This window comes from Kitasatospora sp. NPDC001547 (assembly GCF_042894165.1).
GTDB lineage: Bacteria > Actinomycetota > Actinomycetes > Streptomycetales > Streptomycetaceae > Kitasatospora.
The window spans coordinates 75,744-93,488 of sequence record NZ_JBIAVL010000010.1; the positions used below are offsets into that span (position 1 = coordinate 75,744).

The window sequence follows — 17,745 nt, forward strand, 5'->3', positions numbered from 1 at the left end:
GCCCGCCTCGCTGCGCTCGGCAGGGGCATTCGCCCACGCGCACCTCTCGACGGTTCGCTCGCTCCGCTCGCTCATGCGCCCGCCTCGCTGCGCTCGGCAGGGGCATTCGCCCACGCGCACCTCTCGACGGTTCGCTCGCTCCGCTCGCTCATGCGCCCGCCTCGCTGCGCTCGACGGCGACCTCGCTCCGCTCGTTCACCGGTCGCCCCCGGCCGCTCCGCCGCCGAGCCAGCCGAGCGCCTGCCCGTCGTCCTCGCGCACGCCGATCAGCTCCAGGAAGGCCTCGTGCAGGCTGCGCCCGCCGCGGACGGAGTCCAGTGGGCCCTGGGCGATCACCCGGCCGGCGTTGACCACCGCGACCCAGTCGCACAGCTGCTCGACCAGCTCCATCACATGGCTGGAGAAGACCACCGTGGACCCGGCCGCCGCGTACCGCTTGAGCACCCCGCGGATGGTCTGGGCGGACACCGGGTCGACGCCCTCGAAGGGCTCGTCCAGGAAGAGCACGTCCGGGTTGTGCAGCAGCGCGGCGGCCAGGCCGATCTTCTTGCGCATGCCGGTGGAGTAGTCGGCGACCAGCTTGTCGGCGTCCCGGCCGAGGTCCAGGACGGCCAGCAGCTCCTCGGCCCGCTGGTCCACCTCGGCGCCGGGCAGGCCGCGCAGCCGCCCGGTGTACTGGAGCAGCTCGCGCCCGCTGAGCCGCTCGAACATCCGCAGGCCCTCGGGCAGGATCCCGATCCGGGCCTTGACCGTGACCGGGTCGGCCCACACGTCGGTGCCGTGCACCAGAACGGTGCCCTGGTCGGGCCGGAGCAGCCCGGTGACCATCGACAGCGTGGTGGTCTTGCCGGCGCCGTTCGGCCCGACCAGGCCGATGAACGCCCCGGCCGGCAGCTCCAGGCTCAGCCCGGCCACGGCGGCCTGGGTGCCGAAGTGCTTCCAGAGCCCCTGGATGCTGACGGCGGACGGGGTTCCCGGCCCGGGGAGGTCGGAGGACGGCGGCGCTGACGCCTGCATGGCGGCCTTCTCTGCTCGTGGGGTGGAGGTCGTGGCGGTGGGACCGGGTGGCGGAAAGTCCCCCCGGGCTCAGCCTGGCACTGCTCGAACAGGCTGTCGCCCGACTTGAGCATCCCCTGAGAGTGACGGCCGAACGGGTGAGGCACGCCGGTTCGATTTCGGCTTCCCGGCGGCTACCGGGCCGATTCGGCAACTACTCAGTCCGGCCGTTCGTCCTGCACTATGAGTCTGCAGTGACGTGCGCGGGGGTGCCGCGCTACCGGGAGGTGGCGGATGTCCGTACAACCATGGGGCGAGCCTGGTTCCGGCTATCCGCCCGGCAAGCGGCCGGCGGGTGGCTGGCGGCCGGAGCCCGTGCCCGCGGTGTCGTCGCAGGCCGCGATGCGGGCGGGCCACGCGGACCGGGACCGGACGGTCGACGTGCTCAAGGCGGCGTTCGCCGAGGGCCGGCTCTCCGTCCAGGAGTACGAGCAGCGCCACGAGGCCGTGGCCGCGGCGCAGACGTACGGCCAGCTGGCCGCGCTGGTGGCCGACCTGCCCTCCGGGCCGATGACGGCGCCGCAGGCCCTCGCCACGCCCGTTCCGGCCACCTTCATGGCGGTCCCGCCGCCGGCCCCGCCCCGCCAGACCAACGTGCTCGCCGTGGTCTCCCTGGTGGCCGGCCTGGTCGGCCTCTCCGCCCCCGCCGTGATCACCGGCCACATCGCCCGTGCGGAGATCCGCCGCCGCGACATGGACGGCGACTGGGCGGCCGTCCTCGGCCTGGTCGTCGGCTACATGGGCTGTGCGTTCTGGACGCTGCTGATCCTCATCGGCATCGCCTGAGGCCTGCCCGGTTCGGTGGCCTTGCGGTGGTCCGTCCTCCTTCCCGATGGGGTCATCCTCGGGCGGAGGACCTATGATGCCCGGGGCTGCCACCGCGCGCCCGGAAGCAGTACGTTCTCCGCCACCGGCCGACGCCGAAGGGTCGGGCGGGCCGAGTGAGCGACCACGAGCTGAGGACCGTACCAAGTGACAGTCAGTGCCGAAGAGGCCTCCAGGATCCCGCCGATCGGAGGGCGTTCGCTGATCCGGGGATCCGCGGGCCGCTCCGTGGCTCGGCTCCGGACGTCGGCCCCGGCACTGCTCGCGGGCGAGGCCGTGGTCTCCTTCCTGGCCGCCCTGGTGCTCCCCCTGATGGTGCGCGGCTTCCAGATGGACCCGCTGGACCGGATCGCCCAGGTGAGCGGTCTCGCCGCGGTGCAGCTGCGGTTCGCGGTCATCGGCTTCCTCCTGCTCGGCGCGGTCGTGCTCGCGGCGCGCTTCCGTTCGGGCCGTCACTTCAACCTGGTGGCCCGCTTCTCCTCGGCCGGCATCGCCGGTCTCGCCAGCGGCTTCGTGGCGGCCGGCGCGGTCATGGCCCTGCTCGGCACGCCGTGGCCGATGTTCGGCATGAACGGCGACAGCCAGCGCATCGTCGACTGGGCCCACGCCGTGGTGAACGGCCAGCCCTCGGGCTCGGCGGTCTACCCGCCGGCCCCGCTCTACACGCTGGGCTTCTACGCGGAGCTGTTCCGCGGCGGCAACACCGCGTACGCCTTCAAGGACCTCCAGATCCTCGGCGCCGCCGCCTTCGGCCCGCTGGTCTACCTCTCCTGGCGGATGCTGCTCAGCCCGGTCCGCGCCCTCGCGTTCGGCGTGCTGCCGGCCTTCGCGCTGATCGACGCCTACAAGCCGTACAGCCAGACCGTGCTGGTCGTCCTGGTGCCCGTCCTGGTCGCCGTGGTGGTGCACCTGCGCCGGAGCGGGACGGACGGCTGGCGGCTGCTGCTGTCGAAGGCGGTCGGCTTCGGCGCGCTGCTGGGGCTGATGTTCCTCACCTACTCCGGCTGGTTCCTGTGGAGCGCCCTGGGCGTGCTGGTCGCGGCGCTGATGTACTTCCCGTGGCACGGCGACCGGCGCAAGGGCCTGGCCTACCTCGGCACCACCGGCGCCGCCTTCCTGCTGGTCTGCGGCAGCTACCTGGTCACCCTCCTGGCGGAGGGCCAGGACACCAAGGACTCCAACTTCCGCTTCGACAACTTCACCGACCCGGCGTACTTCCTGATGTGGCGCACGGACATGCCGGGCAAGGTGGGGGACTGGCCGGTCCCCGGCGAGTTCGGCGGCATGGACCTGTTCGCGGTGGTGATGTTCGTCGCGCTGGGCGCCGCCCTCTGGCTGGGCATCCGCAAGCCCGTGATCGTCACCATCAGCTGCATGTTCGCGAGCGCCTGGGTGATGCGGATGTTCATCGCCTCGCACATGTACGAGACGCAGACGGTGCAGCTCTACACCCGGACCAACAACCAGCTGCTGTACTGCGGCCTGCTGCTCTGCGCGCTGCTCGCCCACCTGGTGTCGCTGCGGCTGGCCGAGCGCCGCCGGGCCGCGGAGGCCGCGGGAAACACCGGTACGGCCCTGCCCGGTCCCCAGGCGGCCGTGATCGGTACGCTGTTCGCTCTCCTCTTCCTGTTCGGTACGGTCTCGTCGTCGATGTCGGACCGCTACATGCCGGCCAAGGAGGACACCTACCGCATCCTGCCGTGGGTGTCGCACACCATGCAGAACCTCGACGGCACCTGCCCGAAGTTCGCGCCGGGTGGGCACTGCTCCAAAACCGGTGACCAGTCATGGCTCAGCATGATCAAGTAACCAGTTCCCGCCCATGAGCCCGAACTGACTCCGAAGGCCCAATCCTGATGATGATCACCGCCGTCAAGAGCCTCGCCGCCCGGCTCGTCTCCTCGCCGAGGCGTCTGTGGGCCGTGGCTTTCGCGATCCTGTTCGCCCTGAGTGCGTCCTGGTCGATCGCCACCCCGATCGGCGCCTCGCCGGACGAGCACGCCCACCTGATCCGGGCGGCGGCCGTCGCCCGCGGCCAGGTGGAGGGCCGCGAGGTCATGGTCCCGCACCTGGTGGGCGGCATCGAGGGCCAGTTCGCCGAGACCGGGGTCGAGCTCCCGCGGATCTACCAGGACCTCAAAGACGTCAACTCCTGCTACGTCTTCAAGCAGGAGACCCCGGCCTCCTGCGCGCCGCGACTGATCGACCGCCCGGGCGAGACCCTGGTGACCACCGCGGCCGGCCGCTACCACCCGGCGTACTACTTCGCGGTGGGCTGGCCCAGCCTCCTGGTCCCCGGTGCCAAGGGCTTCTACCTGATGCGCCTGATGTCGGCGCTGATCTGCTCCGCCCTGGTGGCGAGCGCGGTGGTCTCGGCGGCGGAGTGGCGGCGACGGTCCTTCACCCTGCTCGGCGTGGTCACCGCGGCCACCCCGATGGCGCTGTTCCTGTTCGGCATGGTCAACCCGAGCGGTCCGGAGATCGCGGCGGGCATCCTGGTCTGGAGCGCCGGGCTGCCGATGCTGATGAGCCCGGACCCGTACCTGCTGAACCGCCGGCTGGCCAGACTGGGCGTCGGCGCGCTGGTGCTGATCAGCATCCGTCCACTGGGCCTGATCTGGTTCGCCGGGGCCCTGTTCTTCGCGCTGCTGCTCAGCCAGCAGGGCGCGGTGCGCGAGGTGCTCCGCCGCAAGGTGACCTGGCTCTGGGGCGCCGCGGGCGCCGCGTCGGGCGTGGTGGCCCTGGTCTGGTCGTCGAGCCACCCGGACAACTCGGTCATCAACACCCCGAGCGACCTCACCCCGCTGGTCGCGGCCCGCAAGACCTTCGACTTCGGCCTGCTGTACATGAAGCAGATGATCGGCTACTTCGGCTGGCTGGACGCCGAGGCGCCGGCCGCGACGCTGCTGGTCTGGTGCGGGGTGGCGCTCGCCCTGGCGATGTTCGCGCTCTGCTACGCCCGGTTCCGGGACGTCCTGGCGATCGTCGGGGTGCTGGTCGGCATCGTGGTGATACCGATAGCGGCGCAGGCCATGCAGGCGACCAAGCTGGGCATGATCTGGCAGGGCCGCTACCTGCTGCCGTTCGCCGTCGGACTGCCGATCCTGTGCGCCGCGATCTGCCACGAGCGGCTGCCCTGGGGCGGCTTCGCCTGGCGCCGGCTGCTGGTGATCTCCGGCTTCTCGCTGTCCCTGGTCAACGCCGCGGCCTTCCTCTGGGCGCTGCGCCGCAACACGGTCGGCAGCACCGGCCCGCTGCTGATCAACCCGGCCCACTGGTCCCCGCCCGGCACCTGGATGATGTGGCTGGCGGTGTACAGCCTGGCCGCGCTCGGACTGGGGCTGTTCACGGCGGTGTCGGACAACCGGGACCGCCCGCTGCCGGAGTCGGCGGGGGCGGCCGGGAACGGCGCCGCGCAGGATCCGCCCCGGCTCGCCGGGGCCCACACGGAGGCGTAGGGTCGCGGTGCGGGGGCTGCCCGGTTGTGGTAGGGAGCCCCGCCCCGGCCCGGTTCCCGGGCCGCTTCCGGCGCAAGCCCCGCGACCTGCGGCGTTGCATTTGTTTTGACCGCGCCCGATGCGCTAGGTACGCTCTGACCTTGTGCCTGGGGTGTCCCCGGGTCCTTGTGCGTGCATGCACACCGGTCGCCGCGCCGAGCCGGAGCGCTTCCCAGCGCGCCGCGCGTAGAGCGCCGTCGCTGTACATCAGCTCATGGGATTCCGTGTCGTAACAAGCCCAACACACCCGACCGCGTGGGTCGACCACGGGGCCGTGTGCGAGGGAGACACCGCAGGTTAGTTCCACCAAGCCTTGGCACACAGAAAACGGAGAAACGGTGCCTACGATCCAGCAGCTGGTCCGAAAGGGCCGGCAGGACAAGGTCGAGAAGAACAAGACTCCCGCGCTGAAGGGTTCCCCGCAGCGCCGTGGGGTCTGCACGCGTGTGTACACGACCACCCCGAAGAAGCCGAACTCGGCTCTCCGCAAGGTCGCCCGTGTGCGCCTCACCAGCGGGATCGAGGTCACCGCTTACATCCCGGGCGAGGGCCACAACCTGCAGGAGCACTCCATCGTGCTGGTGCGCGGTGGTCGTGTGAAGGACCTTCCTGGTGTCCGCTACAAGATCATCCGCGGTTCGCTCGACACCCAGGGTGTCAAGAACCGCAAGCAGGCCCGCAGCCGCTACGGCGCCAAGAAGGAGAAGTAAGAATGCCTCGTAAGGGCCCCGCCCCGAAGCGCCCGGTCATCATCGACCCGGTTTACGGCTCCCCGGTCGTCACCCAGCTGGTCAACAAGATCCTGCTGCACGGCAAGCGCTCCACCGCCGAGCGGATCGTCTACGGCGCCCTCGAGGGCGTCCGTGAGAAGACCGGCTCGGACCCGGTCGTGACGCTGAAGCGCGCGCTGGAGAACGTCAAGCCGGCCCTCGAGGTCAAGTCCCGCCGTGTCGGTGGCGCGACCTACCAGGTTCCGGTCGAGGTCCGTCCGGGCCGCGCCAGCACCCTGGCGCTGCGCTGGATGGTCGGTTACTCCCGCGCCCGTCGCGAGAAGACCATGACCGAGCGCCTGATGAACGAGATCCTCGACGCCAGCAACGGTCTGGGCGCTTCCGTGAAGCGTCGCGAGGACACCCACAAGATGGCCGAGTCCAACAAGGCCTTCGCGCACTACCGCTGGTAGTCCGTACCCCGTCACTAGACAGAGAGAGAACGAGCCACCATGGCTGCAACCTCCCTTGACCTCGCCAGGGTCCGCAACATCGGGATCATGGCGCACATCGACGCGGGCAAGACCACCACCACCGAGCGGATCCTGTTCTACACCGGTGTCTCGTACAAGATCGGTGAGGTCCACGATGGCGCTGCCACCATGGACTGGATGGAGCAGGAGCAGGAGCGCGGCATCACGATCACGTCGGCCGCGACGACCTGTCACTGGACCGTCGACGGCGTCGACAACACCATCAACATCATCGACACCCCGGGTCACGTCGACTTCACCGTCGAGGTGGAGCGTTCGCTGCGCGTCCTCGACGGTGCCGTGACGGTGTTCGACGGTGTCGCCGGTGTCGAGCCCCAGTCCGAGACCGTGTGGCGGCAGGCTGACCGCTACGGCGTCCCGCGCATCTGCTTCATCAACAAGCTGGACCGCACGGGCGCGAACTTCTTCTTCTGCGTCCAGACCATCGTGGACCGCCTCGGCGCCACCCCGCTGGTCATGCAGCTCCCGATCGGTGCCGAGTCGGACTTCCAGGGCGTTGTCGACCTGGTCCGCATGAAGGCTCTGGTCTGGTCCGCCGAGGCCGCCAAGGGCGAGATGTACGACGTCGTCGACATCCCGGCCGACCTGCAGGAGCAGGCCGACGAGTACCGCGAGGCGCTCATCGACACGGTCTCGAACGTCAGCGACGAGATCATGGAGCTCGCCCTCGAGGGCGAGGAGATCCCGGTCGAGCTGCTGCAGGACGCGATCCGCAAGGGCACCCTGAACTCGGACTTCACCCCGATCTTCTGCGGTACCGCCTTCAAGAACAAGGGCGTCCAGCCCCTGCTCGACGCGGTCGTCAAGTACCTGCCGTCCCCGCTGGACATCGAGTCCATCGAGGGCACCAAGCCGGGCGACGACACCGTCAAGATCTCCCGCAAGGCCTCGGACGACGAGCCGCTCGCCGCGCTCGCGTTCAAGATCATGTCGGACCCGCACCTCGGCAAGCTCACCTTCGTCCGGGTCTACTCGGGCCGCCTGGAGTCCGGCACCTCGGTGCTGAACGCCGTGAAGGGCAAGAAGGAGCGCATCGGCAAGATCTACCGCATGCACGCGAACAAGCGTGAGGAGATCGACTCGGTGGGCGCCGGCGACATCATCGCCGTCATGGGCCTGAAGCAGACCACCACCGGTGAGACGCTGTCCGACGAGAAGAACCCGGTCATCCTGGAGTCCATGGACTTCCCGGCCCCGGTCATCCGCGTCGCGATCGAGCCCAAGTCCAAGGGTGACCAGGAGAAGCTGGGTGTCGCCATCCAGCGTCTCGCCGAGGAGGACCCGTCCTTCCAGGTCAACACGGACGAGGAGACCGGCCAGACCATCATCGCGGGTATGGGCGAGCTGCACCTCGAGGTGCTGGTCGACCGTATGCGCCGTGAGTTCAAGGTCGAGGCCAACGTCGGCAAGCCGCAGGTCGCGTACCGCGAGACCATCCGCCAGGCGGTCGAGCGCATCGACTACACCCACAAGAAGCAGACCGGTGGTTCCGGTCAGTTCGCCAAGGTGCAGATCGCGATCGAGCCGCTCGAGCAGGCCGAGGGCTACGAGTTCGTCAACCAGGTCACCGGTGGCCGCGTTCCGCGCGAGTACATCCCGTCGGTCGACGCCGGTTGCCAGGAGGCCATGGAGTTCGGCATCCTCGCCGGCTACCCGCTGCAGGGTGTCCGCGTGAAGCTGCTGGACGGCCAGGCGCACGACGTCGACTCCTCCGAGCTCGCGTTCAAGATCGCCGGTTCGATGGCCTTCAAGGAAGGCGCGAAGAAGGCCAAGCCGGTCCTCCTCGAGCCGATGATGGCCGTCGAGGTCACCACGCCCGAGGACTACATGGGCGACGTGATCGGCGACATCAACTCTCGCCGTGGCCAGATCCGGTCCATGGACGAGCGTCACGGTGCCCGCGTCGTCTCGGCGCTGGTGCCCCTCTCCGAGATGTTCGGCTACGTCGGTGACCTGCGCAGCAAGACCTCTGGTCGCGCGAGCTACTCGATGCAGTTCGACTCGTACGCCGAGGTTCCGAAGAACGTGGCGGACGACATCATCGCCAAGGCCAAGGGCGAGTGACGTCCCGATAATCGGGACGATAACGAAGCCTTAGGCTATTAGGAGGCAACCCGGGAGGATCCGGTCGGATCCTCCCGGGGCCTCCGGCCCCCCCACCAGCGGGACGGCACGGGATGTCCTCCGGACAACCCGCACCAAAACCGATTTCAGACCAACTGACGTCAGCACGGCGTACAGGAACTGTCCTCAGGAGGACTCAGTGGCGAAGGCGAAGTTCGAGCGGACGAAGCCCCACGTCAACATCGGCACCATCGGTCACATCGACCACGGTAAGACCACGCTGACCGCGGCCATCACCAAGGTGCTGCACGACGCGTACCCGGAGATCAACCCCTTCACGCCGTTCGACCAGATCGACAAGGCGCCGGAGGAGCGGCAGCGCGGTATCACCATCTCCATCGCGCACGTCGAGTACCAGACCGAGGCGCGCCACTACGCCCACGTCGACTGCCCGGGTCACGCCGACTACATCAAGAACATGATCACCGGTGCCGCCCAGATGGACGGCGCCATCCTGGTGGTCGCCGCCACCGACGGCCCGATGCCGCAGACCAAGGAGCACGTCCTCCTGGCCCGCCAGGTCGGCGTCCCCTACATCGTCGTCGCCCTGAACAAGGCCGACATGGTGGACGACGAGGAGATCCTGGAGCTCGTCGAGCTCGAGGTCCGCGAGCTGCTCTCCGAGTACGAGTTCCCGGGCGACGACCTGCCGGTCGTCCGCGTCTCCGCGCTGAAGGCGCTGGAGGGCGACAAGGAGTGGGGCGAGAAGCTCCTCGGCCTGATGCACGCCGTCGACGAGGCCATCCCGACCCCGGCCCGCGCCGTCGACCAGCCGTTCCTGATGCCGATCGAGGACGTCTTCACGATCACCGGTCGTGGCACCGTCGTCACCGGTCGTATCGAGCGTGGCATCCTCAAGGTCAACGAGACTGTCGACATCATCGGCATCAAGGAGACCAAGACCACCACCACGGTCACCGGCATCGAGATGTTCCGCAAGCTGCTCGACGAGGGCCAGGCCGGTGAGAACGTCGGTCTGCTGCTCCGCGGCATCAAGCGCGAGGACGTCGAGCGCGGCCAGGTCATCATCAAGCCGGGTTCGGTTACCCCGCACACCGACTTCGAGGCCCAGGCCTACATCCTGTCGAAGGACGAGGGTGGCCGCCACACCCCGTTCTTCAACAACTACCGCCCGCAGTTCTACTTCCGTACCACGGACGTGACCGGCGTCGTGACCCTCCCCGAGGGCACCGAGATGGTCATGCCGGGCGACAACACCGCCATGACCGTCGCGCTGATCCAGCCCGTCGCCATGGAGGAGGGCCTCAAGTTCGCCATCCGTGAGGGTGGCCGCACCGTCGGCGCCGGCCAGGTCACCAAGATCGTCAAGTAATCTGACGTTCTGACCTGCCTGCCTCGTACAGGCTCGGTCCGAAGGGCCCCGCGCACCGCACGGTGCGCGGGGCCCTTCGGCGTCTCATCCGCGGTTCACCGGAGCGCGCATCCTTTCACCGGCCGCTCATCGCAGACTGTTATGGTCGGGCCACCAACCAGCCCCGCCGTCGTGGAAAGTGGGACCAACGCATGTCAACGGCACCGCTGTTGTCGGTCGTGATGCCTGTCTACAACGAGCAGGAGGCACTCCCGCTGACCGTCGAACGGCTGCGGCCGATCCTCGACGGGCTCGGCGTGACCTACGAGGTGGTCGGTGTCGACGACGGCAGCACCGACGTCACCCCGGTGCTGATGCAGAAGATCCGCCAGGACTGGCCGGAGTTCCGCATCGTCCGCTTCGCCCGCAACTCCGGGCACCAGGCCGCCCTCACCGCCGGCATCCACCGGGCCCACGGCGACTACGTGGTCTCCATCGATGCCGACCTCCAGGACCCGCCGGAGAAGATCCCCGAGATGCTGGCGCTCGCCCGCGAGCAGAGCCTGGACATCGTCTACGGGGTGCGCGGCGACCGGGGCACCGACACCTTCTTCAAGCGGCACTCCGCCGGCGGGTACTACTGGCTGATGCGCCGGCTGGTCGGCAAGCGGATGCCCAACCAGGCCGGCGACTACCGGCTGCTCAGCCGGGCGGCGGTGGACGCGCTCAAGGCGATGCCCGAGCACCAGCCGGTCTACCGGCTGCTGGTGCCCTGGCTGGGCTTCCCCAGCGGCGAGGTGGTCTACGTGCGCGAGGAGCGGGTCGCGGGCAGCAGCCACTACCCGCTGTCCAAGATGGTCCGGCTGGCGTTCGACAGCGTCACCAACTTCTCCGCCGCCCCGCTGCGGCTGGCCACCTGGCTCGGGCTGTTCAGCTTCCTGGTCTGCATCCTGCTGGCGCTCTACACCACGATCGCGTACGCCGTCGGCTCCACCGTGCCGGGCTGGTCGTCGCTGTTCATAGGGATGCTCTTCATCGGCGCCGTTCAGCTGGTCTGCGTCGGGCTGCTCGGGGAGTACGTCGGCCGGATCTACTCGGCGGTCCAGGCGCGGCCCGCGTACTTCGTCGGCTACGACTCGGCCGAGGAACCGGACCGGTTCGGCGCGGGCTCGTGAACGAGATCCTCTCCACGGGCCGGGGCGAGCCCACCGAGCCCACCCCGCCGGCAGCGCCCGCCGGGGCGGCCCCGCCGGTCCGGCGGCAGCTGCCGTCCTTCCTGGTCATCGGGGTGCTGAGCACCGTCTTCTGCCTGGCGCTGTTCGTGCTCCTGCGGCTGGTCGCCTCGCCGCAGGTGGCCAACCTGACCGCTCTGGCCGTCAGCGCGGTGGCCAACACCGCGGCCAACCGCCGCTTCACCTTCGGCATCACCGGCTCGGAGGGCGCGGTGCGCCACCAGCTGCAGGGCGCGGTCGCGTTCCTGATCGGGCTGGGGCTGTCCAGCGGCGCCCTGGCGCTGCTGGACGTGGCGGTGCCGCACGCCTCCCGGACGGTCGAGGTGACCGGGCTGGTGGTGGCCAACGGCCTCGCCACGGTGGTCCGGTTCGTGCTGGCCAAGCTGTGGGTCTTCCGGACGCGCTGAGCGGCCGGCGGGGACGGCGGGGACGACGAAGGGGGCGCGTGCCGTGGCACGCGCCCCCTCCTGTCGGTCGGGCCGGATTACCGCTGCCTCAGCGACTCCGTGTAGTCCTTGCAGGCCTGGTAGTCCGGCAGCAGGCCGGCGGCGAGCGCCTCCGCGAGGGAGGGCGCGACCGCGTCGCGGGCCGACAGCTGCGGGGCGTCGGTCGGCCACTCGATGCCGAGCTCCGGGTCCAGCGGGTGCACGCCGTGCTCGCCGGTCGGGTTGTACGTCGCCGAGCAGAGGTAGGTCAGCGTGGCGTCGTCGGTCAGGGCGCAGAAGCCGTGGCCGAGGCCCTCGGGGATGTAGACGGCCTTGCGCTCGGTGTCGTCCAGCCGGACGAACTCCCACGTGCCGAAGTTCGGCGAGCCGACCCGCAGGTCGACGATGACGTCCAGCACCGCGCCGCGGGTGCAGGCCACGTACTTGGCCTGGCCGGGCGGGACGTCGGCGAAGTGGATGCCGCGGACGACGTCCTTGGCGGAGAGCGACAGGTTCGCCTGGGCCAGGTTCAGCGGGTGGCCGACGACCTCGGCGAGGCGGTCGAAGCGGTACCACTCGGTGAAGTGGCCACGGGCGTCGCCGTGCACCTGCGGGGTGATCTCGAAGGCGCCCTCGATGGAGAGCTCGCGGAACTTCACCGGGCGGCCTCCTCTTCGAGCAGGCCCAGCAGGTACTGGCCGTAGCCGCTCTTCAGCAGCGGCTCGGCGAGCTCGCGCAGCTGGACGTCGTCGATCAGCCCGGCCCGCCAGACGGCCTCCTCGATGCAGCCGATCTTGAAGCCCTGGCGCTCCTCGATGACCCGGACGAACTCCGAGGCCTGGACCATCGACACGAACGTGCCGGTGTCCAGCCAGGCGGTGCCGCGGTCGAGGATCGTCACGTGCAGGTCGCCGGTCTGCAGGTAGGCGTCGTTGACGGCGGTGATCTCCAGCTCGCCGCGGGCGCTCGGCTGCAGGTTGCGGGCGATCTCGACGACCCGGTTGTCGTAGAAGTACAGGCCGGGGACGGCGTAACGGGACTTGGGCTCGGCCGGCTTCTCCTCGATGGAGAGGACCTGGCCGTTCCCGTCGAACTCGACCACGCCGTACGCGGTCGGGTCGGCCACCGGGTACGCGAAGACCCGGCCGCCCTTGATGTCGGAGTGCTCGGTGAGCGCGGTGCCCAGGCCGGTGCCGTGGAAGATGTTGTCGCCGAGGATCAGGGCCACCGGCTCGTCGCCGATGAAGTCCGCGCCGAGCACGAAGGCCTGGGCGATGCCCTCGGGCTTCTCCTGGACGGCGTACTGGAGCTTCAGGCCGAACTGGGAACCGTCGCCCAGCAGCCGTTCGAACTGGTCCCGGTCGTTCGGGGTGGTGATGATCAGGATTTCGCTTATCCCGGCCATCACCAGGGTCGAGAGGGGGTAGTAGATCATCGGCTTGTCGAAGACCGGGAGGAGCTGCTTCGACACCGCACGGGTCAGGGGCCACAGCCGCGAGCCGGTGCCGCCGGCCAGGAGGATTCCACGCATGGGTGCACCCTATTCGAGAACCGTGAACGCGGGAGGGGCCGGGTCGGGAGGGCGTTCGGGCGGCGGTAGACTACGCGCATTATGCGCATCCTCGTGACCGGCGGCGCCGGATTCATCGGTTCGGAGTTCGTCCGTCAGCTCCTGGGAGCTGACGAGAACGCCCGGATCACGGTCTTTGACAAGCTCACCTACTCGGGTGTCCTGGAGAACCTGGCCCCGGTGGCAGACCACAAGGGCTACGCCTTCGTCCAGGGCGACATCTGCGACGCGGACGCCGTCGACCAGGTCATGCCTGGCCACGACGTGGTGGTGCACTTCGCCGCCGAGTCCCACGTGGACCGGTCGATCGCCGGTGCGGGCCCGTTCGTGCTGACCAACGTCGTGGGCACCCAGGTGCTGCTCGACGCGGCCCGCAAGCACGGCGTCGGCCGCTTCGTGCACATCTCCACCGACGAGGTGTACGGCTCGATCAACGAGGGCTCCTGGACCGAGACCTGGCCGCTGGAGCCGAACTCCCCGTACTCGGCCTCCAAGGCCTCCTCCGACCTGCTGGCGCTGGCCTACCACCGCACCCACGGCATGGACGTCGTGGTGACCCGCTGCTCCAACAACTACGGGCACTACCAGTTCCCGGAGAAGGTCATCCCGCTGTTCACCACCAACCTGATCGACGGCAAGAAGGTGCCGCTGTACGGCGACGGTGGCAACATCCGCGACTGGCTGCACGTCTCGGACCACTGCCGGGGCATCGAGCTGGTCATGCGCGGCGGCCGGGCCGGCGAGGTCTACAACATCGGCGGCGGCACCGAGGCCACCAACAAGGAGCTGACCGGCCTGCTGCTCGAGGCCGCCGGCGCCGGCTGGGACATGGTCGAGCACGTCGAGGACCGCAAGGGCCACGACCTCCGCTACTCGATCGACATCAGCAAGATCCGTGAGGAGCTCGGCTACGAGCCGCAGGTCCGCTTCGAGGACGGCCTCGCCGCGACCATCGCGTGGTACCGCGAGAACCGCGCCTGGTGGGAGCCGCTGAAGCAGAAGGCGGCCCTGGCCAAGTGACCGCGAACGCCGCCGCGCCCGTGCGCTGGCTGGTCACCGGCGCGGCCGGGATGCTCGGTCGGGACGTGCTGTCGGTGCTGGGCGCCGACGCGACCGCCGAGGTCACCGCGCTGCGCCGGGCGGACCTCGACATCACCGACGCGGCGGCCGTCCAGGCCGCCGTCGAGGGCCACGACATCGTGGTCAACTGCGCCGCGTGGACGAACGTCGACGCGGCGGAGACCGAGGAGGACGCCGCCACCGCCGTCAACGGCACCGGTGTGCGCCACCTGGCCGCGGCCTGCGCCAAGAGCGGCGCGCGGCTGCTGCACGTCTCCACCGACTACGTCCTGCCGGGCGACGCCACCGAGCCCTGCCCGGAGGACGCCCCGACCGCGCCGGTGAACGCGTACGGCCGCGGCAAGCTGGTGGGGGAGCGGGCGGTCGCCGAACTGCTCCCCGAGCACGGCTACGTCGTGCGCACCGCCTGGCTGTACGGCGAGCACGGCCCGAACTTCGTGGCCACCATGCTCAAGCTCGCCGCCCAGCGGGACACCCTGGACGTGGTGGACGACCAGCACGGCCAGCCGACCTGGTCGTACGCGCTGGCCGGCCGCCTGGTCGAGCTCGGCCGGGCCGCGCTCGCCGGGCGGGCCCCGGCCGGGGTCTACCACGGCACCGCGAGCGGCCGCACCACCTGGTGCGGACTGGCCCGCGAGAGCTACGCGCTGAGCGGGCTGGACCCGGAGCGGATCCGCCCGACCACGTCGGAGGCCTTCGTCCGCCCGGCCGCCCGTCCGGCCTACAGCGTGCTGGCCCACGACCGCTGGGCCGCCGCCGGACTGGCGCCGCTGCCCGAGTGGCGGGCCATGCTGGCCGAGGCCCTCGCCCGGCCCGTCTTCGCCGAACTGGCCGCCACGGCCCGGAGCACCGAGAGCGACAGACCTCAGTGAAGAAAGCACTGACGAAGGTGGCTGCCGCGCTACCGCCGGGAACCCTGGCGGTGGCCGGCGGCACCGTCGTCCTGGGCGCCGCCTCCTACATCCACCTCGGGGTGGCGGGCCACAGCCTGTCCGTCGACGACATGGCGAACGTCTCCCTGCTGTGGACGATCGTGATGTCCGTCGGCATCGGCGTCTTCTTCCCGATCGAGCAGGAGCTCACCCGGATCGTCGCCGCCCGCGCCGCGCTCGGCCACGGCGCCGCGCCGGTGCTGCGCCGGGCGACCCTGCTCACCGGCGGGATCCTCGCGGCGACCCTGGCCGTCCTCGGCGCCGCCTCCGGCCCGATCGCCCGGTCGATGTTCCACGGCGACCGCTCGCTGGTGCTGGCGCTCGGCGGGGCCTTCACCGGCATGGCCGTCTGCTACCTCACCCGCGGCGTGCTGGCCGGCCTCGGCCGCTTCGGCGCGTACGGCACCCAGCTCGGCCTGGACGGCGGCCTGCGGATCGGCCTGGCCTTCGCCTTCGGCGTGGCCGGGGTGCACTCGGCGCTCGCGTTCAGCCTGATCCTGGCCGTCTCGCCGATCCTCGCCACGATCGTCACCCTGCCGCCGCTGCTGCGCGCGGTGAAGCCCGGCGAGCAGGTCGGCTGGTCCGAACTCTGCTCCGGGCTGGGCCTGTTGATCTGCTCGACGCTGCTCTCGCAGGTCGTGGTGAACGCGGCCGTGGTGAGCACCAAGCTGCTCGCGCCCTCCGACTCCGCGCTGATCGCCGCGCTGCTCAACGCGCTGGTGCTGGCCCGGGTGCCGCTGTTCGTCTTCGGTTCGCTCCAGGCCTCGCTGCTCAACGGCCTCTCCGCCGCGATCGCGGTCGGGGACCGGGCCGCCTTCACCGGGATGCTCAAGAAGATCGGCGCCGTGGTGGGCGCGCTGGGCCTGCTCGGCGGGATCCCGGCGGTCGCCCTCGGCCCGTGGCTGATCCAGGTACTGTTCGGCGCCAAGCCGGTGCTCGGCTGCCTCGACTTCTTCTGGTTGTCCGCCGGAACCGTGGCGTACATGTTCGCGATGGTGCTCGGCCAGGCGCTGATGGTATTCAAGCGGCACAACCTGCAGCTGCTCTGCTGGGCGGTCGGCACCGCGGTCCTCGCCGGGGTGACCTTCCTGCCTGGTGAGGTGTCCACCCGCGTGATCCTTGCGTACACGGCGGGTTCCGTGGCCACCGTCCTCGGTATGCTGGCGGTCCTGAGGCAGAGTTTCGCCCGTTCGGCGACGATTTCCGCGGGCCCCCTCCAGCAGTCGGGGGACCCGGACGCCGCGGTGTTGAGCAGCCGGACGGCCGGTGACTGACCGTGTCCGCCCCTCATCTTCAGATCGCCGCGCAGCAGCGCGGGCCAGACCCCATTCATGGAGCCTCCGTGTCCCAGTACGACGATGTTTGGCTGGTGATCCCGGCCTACAACGAGGGCCAGGTGATCGCCGACGTTGTGGAGGGGGCGCGAAAGACGTTCCCGAACATCGTGGTGGTCGATGACGGCAGCGGCGACGACTCGGCCAAGCACATCATGGAGACGGGCGCGCACCTGGTGCGCCACCCGGTCAACCTCGGCCAGGGTGCCGCCCTCCAGACCGGCCTCGCCTACGCCCTGGCCCAGCCGGGCGCCAAGTACTTCGCCACCTTCGACGCGGACGGTCAGCACCAGACCGCCGACGTCGAGAAGATGGTCGCCCTGCTGCGGGAGGGCGACGTGGACGTGGTCCTCGGCTCGCGCTTCATCGAGCAGAACGGGCAGGTGCCGTGGATCAAGCGGGTCGTCCTGCGCACCGCGGCGACCGTCAGCCCGACCGCTCGCAAGCTCAAGCTGACCGACGCCCACAACGGCCTGCGGGTGCTGAACCGCGAGGCCGCGGCCCGGCTGCGGATCACCATGAACGGCATGGCGCACGCGTCGGAGATCGTCAGCTACCTCGCCGGCTCGGACCTCCGGGTCGCCGAACTCCCGGTGGACATCCTGTACACCGACTACTCACGCGCCAAGGGTCAGTCCCTGATCAACGGCGTCAACATCATCTTCGACATCTCGCTGCGGGAGCGTAGCCGCCGATGAAATTCTTCTGGATCCAGCTGGTTCTCATTCTCGGCTCGGTCACTCTCGCCTTCATGTTCATCCGGCGTTGGGACCGTGCCAACACCCGCGCCTGGAAGCGCATCGCGTTCTCGGTCTTCGTGCTCGTGAACATCTACGCGGTGCTGCGTCCCACCGACGTGACCTGGCTGGCCCACCAGCTCGGCGTCGGCCGCGGCACCGACCTGGTGCTGTACGTGATGGTGCTGGCGATGGGCTTCCTGACCCTGAACACCTTCCTGCGCTTCCGCTCGCTGGAGAAGAAGCTCACCGACCTGGCGCGCACCGTGGCGATCAACGAGGGCGCCCGCCTGAACGAGGAGCGCTTCGACCTGGACCTGCCGGTCTCGGCGCCGGTCGACCGCAGCAAGGCCTGAT

17 protein-coding genes are annotated in these 17,745 nt (G+C 69.8%); 14 read left to right on the plus strand and 3 right to left on the minus strand.

Annotated elements, in window-relative coordinates:
• Nucleotides 1-195: 195 nt before the first annotated feature.
• Nucleotides 196-1,017 (minus strand): ABC transporter ATP-binding protein, encoded by an 822-nt coding sequence (locus ACFY0X_RS19710; protein WP_387756299.1) that lies wholly within the window; start codon nt 1,015-1,017, stop codon nt 196-198.
• 273 nt (nt 1,018-1,290) lie between these two features.
• On the opposite strand from ACFY0X_RS19710, the gene ACFY0X_RS19715 reads away from it, so the two are divergent.
• From ACFY0X_RS19715 to ACFY0X_RS19755, 9 genes are all read left to right on the plus strand, one after another.
• Nucleotides 1,291-1,842 carry a DUF1707 domain-containing protein gene (locus tag ACFY0X_RS19715; RefSeq protein ID WP_387756301.1) on the plus strand — a complete coding sequence of 184 codons (552 nt, stop codon included), beginning with the start codon at nt 1,291-1,293 and terminating at the stop codon, nt 1,840-1,842.
• A gap of 267 nt (nt 1,843-2,109) precedes the next feature.
• Nucleotides 2,110-3,690 carry a hypothetical protein gene (locus ACFY0X_RS19720; protein WP_387756303.1) on the plus strand — a complete coding sequence of 527 codons (1,581 nt, stop codon included), beginning with the start codon at nt 2,110-2,112 and terminating at the stop codon, nt 3,688-3,690.
• A gap of 47 nt (nt 3,691-3,737) precedes the next feature.
• Nucleotides 3,738-5,339, plus strand: coding sequence for a DUF2142 domain-containing protein (locus ACFY0X_RS19725; RefSeq protein WP_387756305.1), 1,602 nt, complete (start codon nt 3,738-3,740; stop codon nt 5,337-5,339).
• A 377-nt stretch (nt 5,340-5,716) separates the two neighbouring features.
• Nucleotides 5,717-6,088 (plus strand): 30S ribosomal protein S12, encoded by a 372-nt coding sequence (gene rpsL, locus ACFY0X_RS19730; protein ID WP_014144289.1) that lies wholly within the window; start codon nt 5,717-5,719, stop codon nt 6,086-6,088.
• A gap of 2 nt (nt 6,089-6,090) precedes the next feature.
• Nucleotides 6,091-6,561, plus strand: a complete 471-nt coding sequence (gene rpsG, locus ACFY0X_RS19735) for a 30S ribosomal protein S7 (protein WP_030055803.1) — start codon at nt 6,091-6,093, stop codon at nt 6,559-6,561.
• 39 nt (nt 6,562-6,600) lie between these two features.
• Nucleotides 6,601-8,706: an elongation factor G gene (gene fusA / locus ACFY0X_RS19740; RefSeq protein ID WP_387756307.1), complete on the plus strand. Its 2,106-nt coding sequence runs from the start codon at nt 6,601-6,603 to the stop codon at nt 8,704-8,706.
• Nucleotides 8,707-8,905: 199 nt separating this feature from the next.
• The gene (gene tuf, locus ACFY0X_RS19745) at nt 8,906-10,099 is read left to right on the plus strand and encodes an elongation factor Tu (RefSeq protein WP_355253441.1); all 1,194 of its coding nucleotides are present in this window, start codon (nt 8,906-8,908) and stop codon (nt 10,097-10,099) included.
• A 191-nt stretch (nt 10,100-10,290) separates the two neighbouring features.
• Nucleotides 10,291-11,253, plus strand: a complete 963-nt coding sequence (locus ACFY0X_RS19750; protein ID WP_387756310.1) for a glycosyltransferase family 2 protein — start codon at nt 10,291-10,293, stop codon at nt 11,251-11,253.
• On the plus strand, nt 11,250-11,717 hold the full coding sequence (locus tag ACFY0X_RS19755; RefSeq protein ID WP_387756312.1) for a GtrA family protein: 468 nt from the start codon (nt 11,250-11,252) through the stop codon (nt 11,715-11,717). The genes ACFY0X_RS19750 and ACFY0X_RS19755 overlap by 4 nt, the downstream gene beginning before the upstream one ends.
• A 77-nt stretch (nt 11,718-11,794) precedes the next feature.
• Here the strand turns inward: ACFY0X_RS19755 and ACFY0X_RS19760 are convergent, their stop codons facing one another.
• On the minus strand, nt 11,795-12,394 hold the full coding sequence (locus tag ACFY0X_RS19760) for a dTDP-4-dehydrorhamnose 3,5-epimerase family protein (protein ID WP_387756314.1): 600 nt from the start codon (nt 12,392-12,394) through the stop codon (nt 11,795-11,797).
• Nucleotides 12,391-13,266 (minus strand): glucose-1-phosphate thymidylyltransferase RfbA, encoded by an 876-nt coding sequence (gene rfbA / locus ACFY0X_RS19765; RefSeq protein WP_387756316.1) that lies wholly within the window; start codon nt 13,264-13,266, stop codon nt 12,391-12,393. Before rfbA ends, ACFY0X_RS19760 begins: the two co-directional genes overlap by 4 nt.
• A gap of 81 nt (nt 13,267-13,347) precedes the next feature.
• On the opposite strand from rfbA, the gene rfbB reads away from it, so the two are divergent.
• The 5 genes from rfbB to ACFY0X_RS19790 all read left to right on the plus strand — a co-directional run bounded on the left by rfbB (nt 13,348) and on the right by ACFY0X_RS19790 (nt 17,744).
• Nucleotides 13,348-14,325: a dTDP-glucose 4,6-dehydratase gene (gene rfbB / locus ACFY0X_RS19770; protein ID WP_387756318.1), complete on the plus strand. Its 978-nt coding sequence runs from the start codon at nt 13,348-13,350 to the stop codon at nt 14,323-14,325.
• Nucleotides 14,322-15,257 (plus strand): dTDP-4-dehydrorhamnose reductase, encoded by a 936-nt coding sequence (gene rfbD, locus ACFY0X_RS19775; protein ID WP_387756320.1) that lies wholly within the window; start codon nt 14,322-14,324, stop codon nt 15,255-15,257. The genes rfbB and rfbD overlap by 4 nt, the downstream gene beginning before the upstream one ends.
• A gap of 17 nt (nt 15,258-15,274) precedes the next feature.
• The gene (locus ACFY0X_RS19780; protein WP_387756322.1) at nt 15,275-16,591 is read left to right on the plus strand and encodes a lipopolysaccharide biosynthesis protein; all 1,317 of its coding nucleotides are present in this window, start codon (nt 15,275-15,277) and stop codon (nt 16,589-16,591) included.
• 68 nt (nt 16,592-16,659) lie between these two features.
• The gene (locus ACFY0X_RS19785; protein WP_387756324.1) at nt 16,660-17,349 is read left to right on the plus strand and encodes a glycosyltransferase family 2 protein; all 690 of its coding nucleotides are present in this window, start codon (nt 16,660-16,662) and stop codon (nt 17,347-17,349) included.
• Complete coding sequence (locus tag ACFY0X_RS19790; RefSeq protein ID WP_188301641.1) at nt 17,346-17,744, plus strand: DUF2304 domain-containing protein; 399 nt, start codon at nt 17,346-17,348, stop codon at nt 17,742-17,744. Before ACFY0X_RS19785 ends, ACFY0X_RS19790 begins: the two co-directional genes overlap by 4 nt.
• Nucleotide 17,745: the final 1 nt, after the last annotated feature.

Coding starts and splice junctions, on each gene's coding strand:
- ACFY0X_RS19710 (WP_387756299.1), bottom strand. CDS start 1,017: ATGCAGGCGTCAGCGCCGCCGTCCTCCGACCTCCCCGGGCCGGGAACC.
- ACFY0X_RS19715 (WP_387756301.1), top strand. CDS start 1,291: ATGTCCGTACAACCATGGGGCGAGCCTGGTTCCGGCTATCCGCCCGGC.
- ACFY0X_RS19725 (WP_387756305.1), top strand. CDS start 3,738: ATGATGATCACCGCCGTCAAGAGCCTCGCCGCCCGGCTCGTCTCCTCG.
- rpsG (WP_030055803.1), top strand. CDS start 6,091: ATGCCTCGTAAGGGCCCCGCCCCGAAGCGCCCGGTCATCATCGACCCG.
- fusA (WP_387756307.1), top strand. CDS start 6,601: ATGGCTGCAACCTCCCTTGACCTCGCCAGGGTCCGCAACATCGGGATC.
- ACFY0X_RS19750 (WP_387756310.1), top strand. CDS start 10,291: ATGTCAACGGCACCGCTGTTGTCGGTCGTGATGCCTGTCTACAACGAG.
- rfbA (WP_387756316.1), bottom strand. CDS start 13,266: ATGCGTGGAATCCTCCTGGCCGGCGGCACCGGCTCGCGGCTGTGGCCC.
- rfbB (WP_387756318.1), top strand. CDS start 13,348: ATGCGCATCCTCGTGACCGGCGGCGCCGGATTCATCGGTTCGGAGTTC.
- ACFY0X_RS19790 (WP_188301641.1), top strand. CDS start 17,346: ATGAAATTCTTCTGGATCCAGCTGGTTCTCATTCTCGGCTCGGTCACT.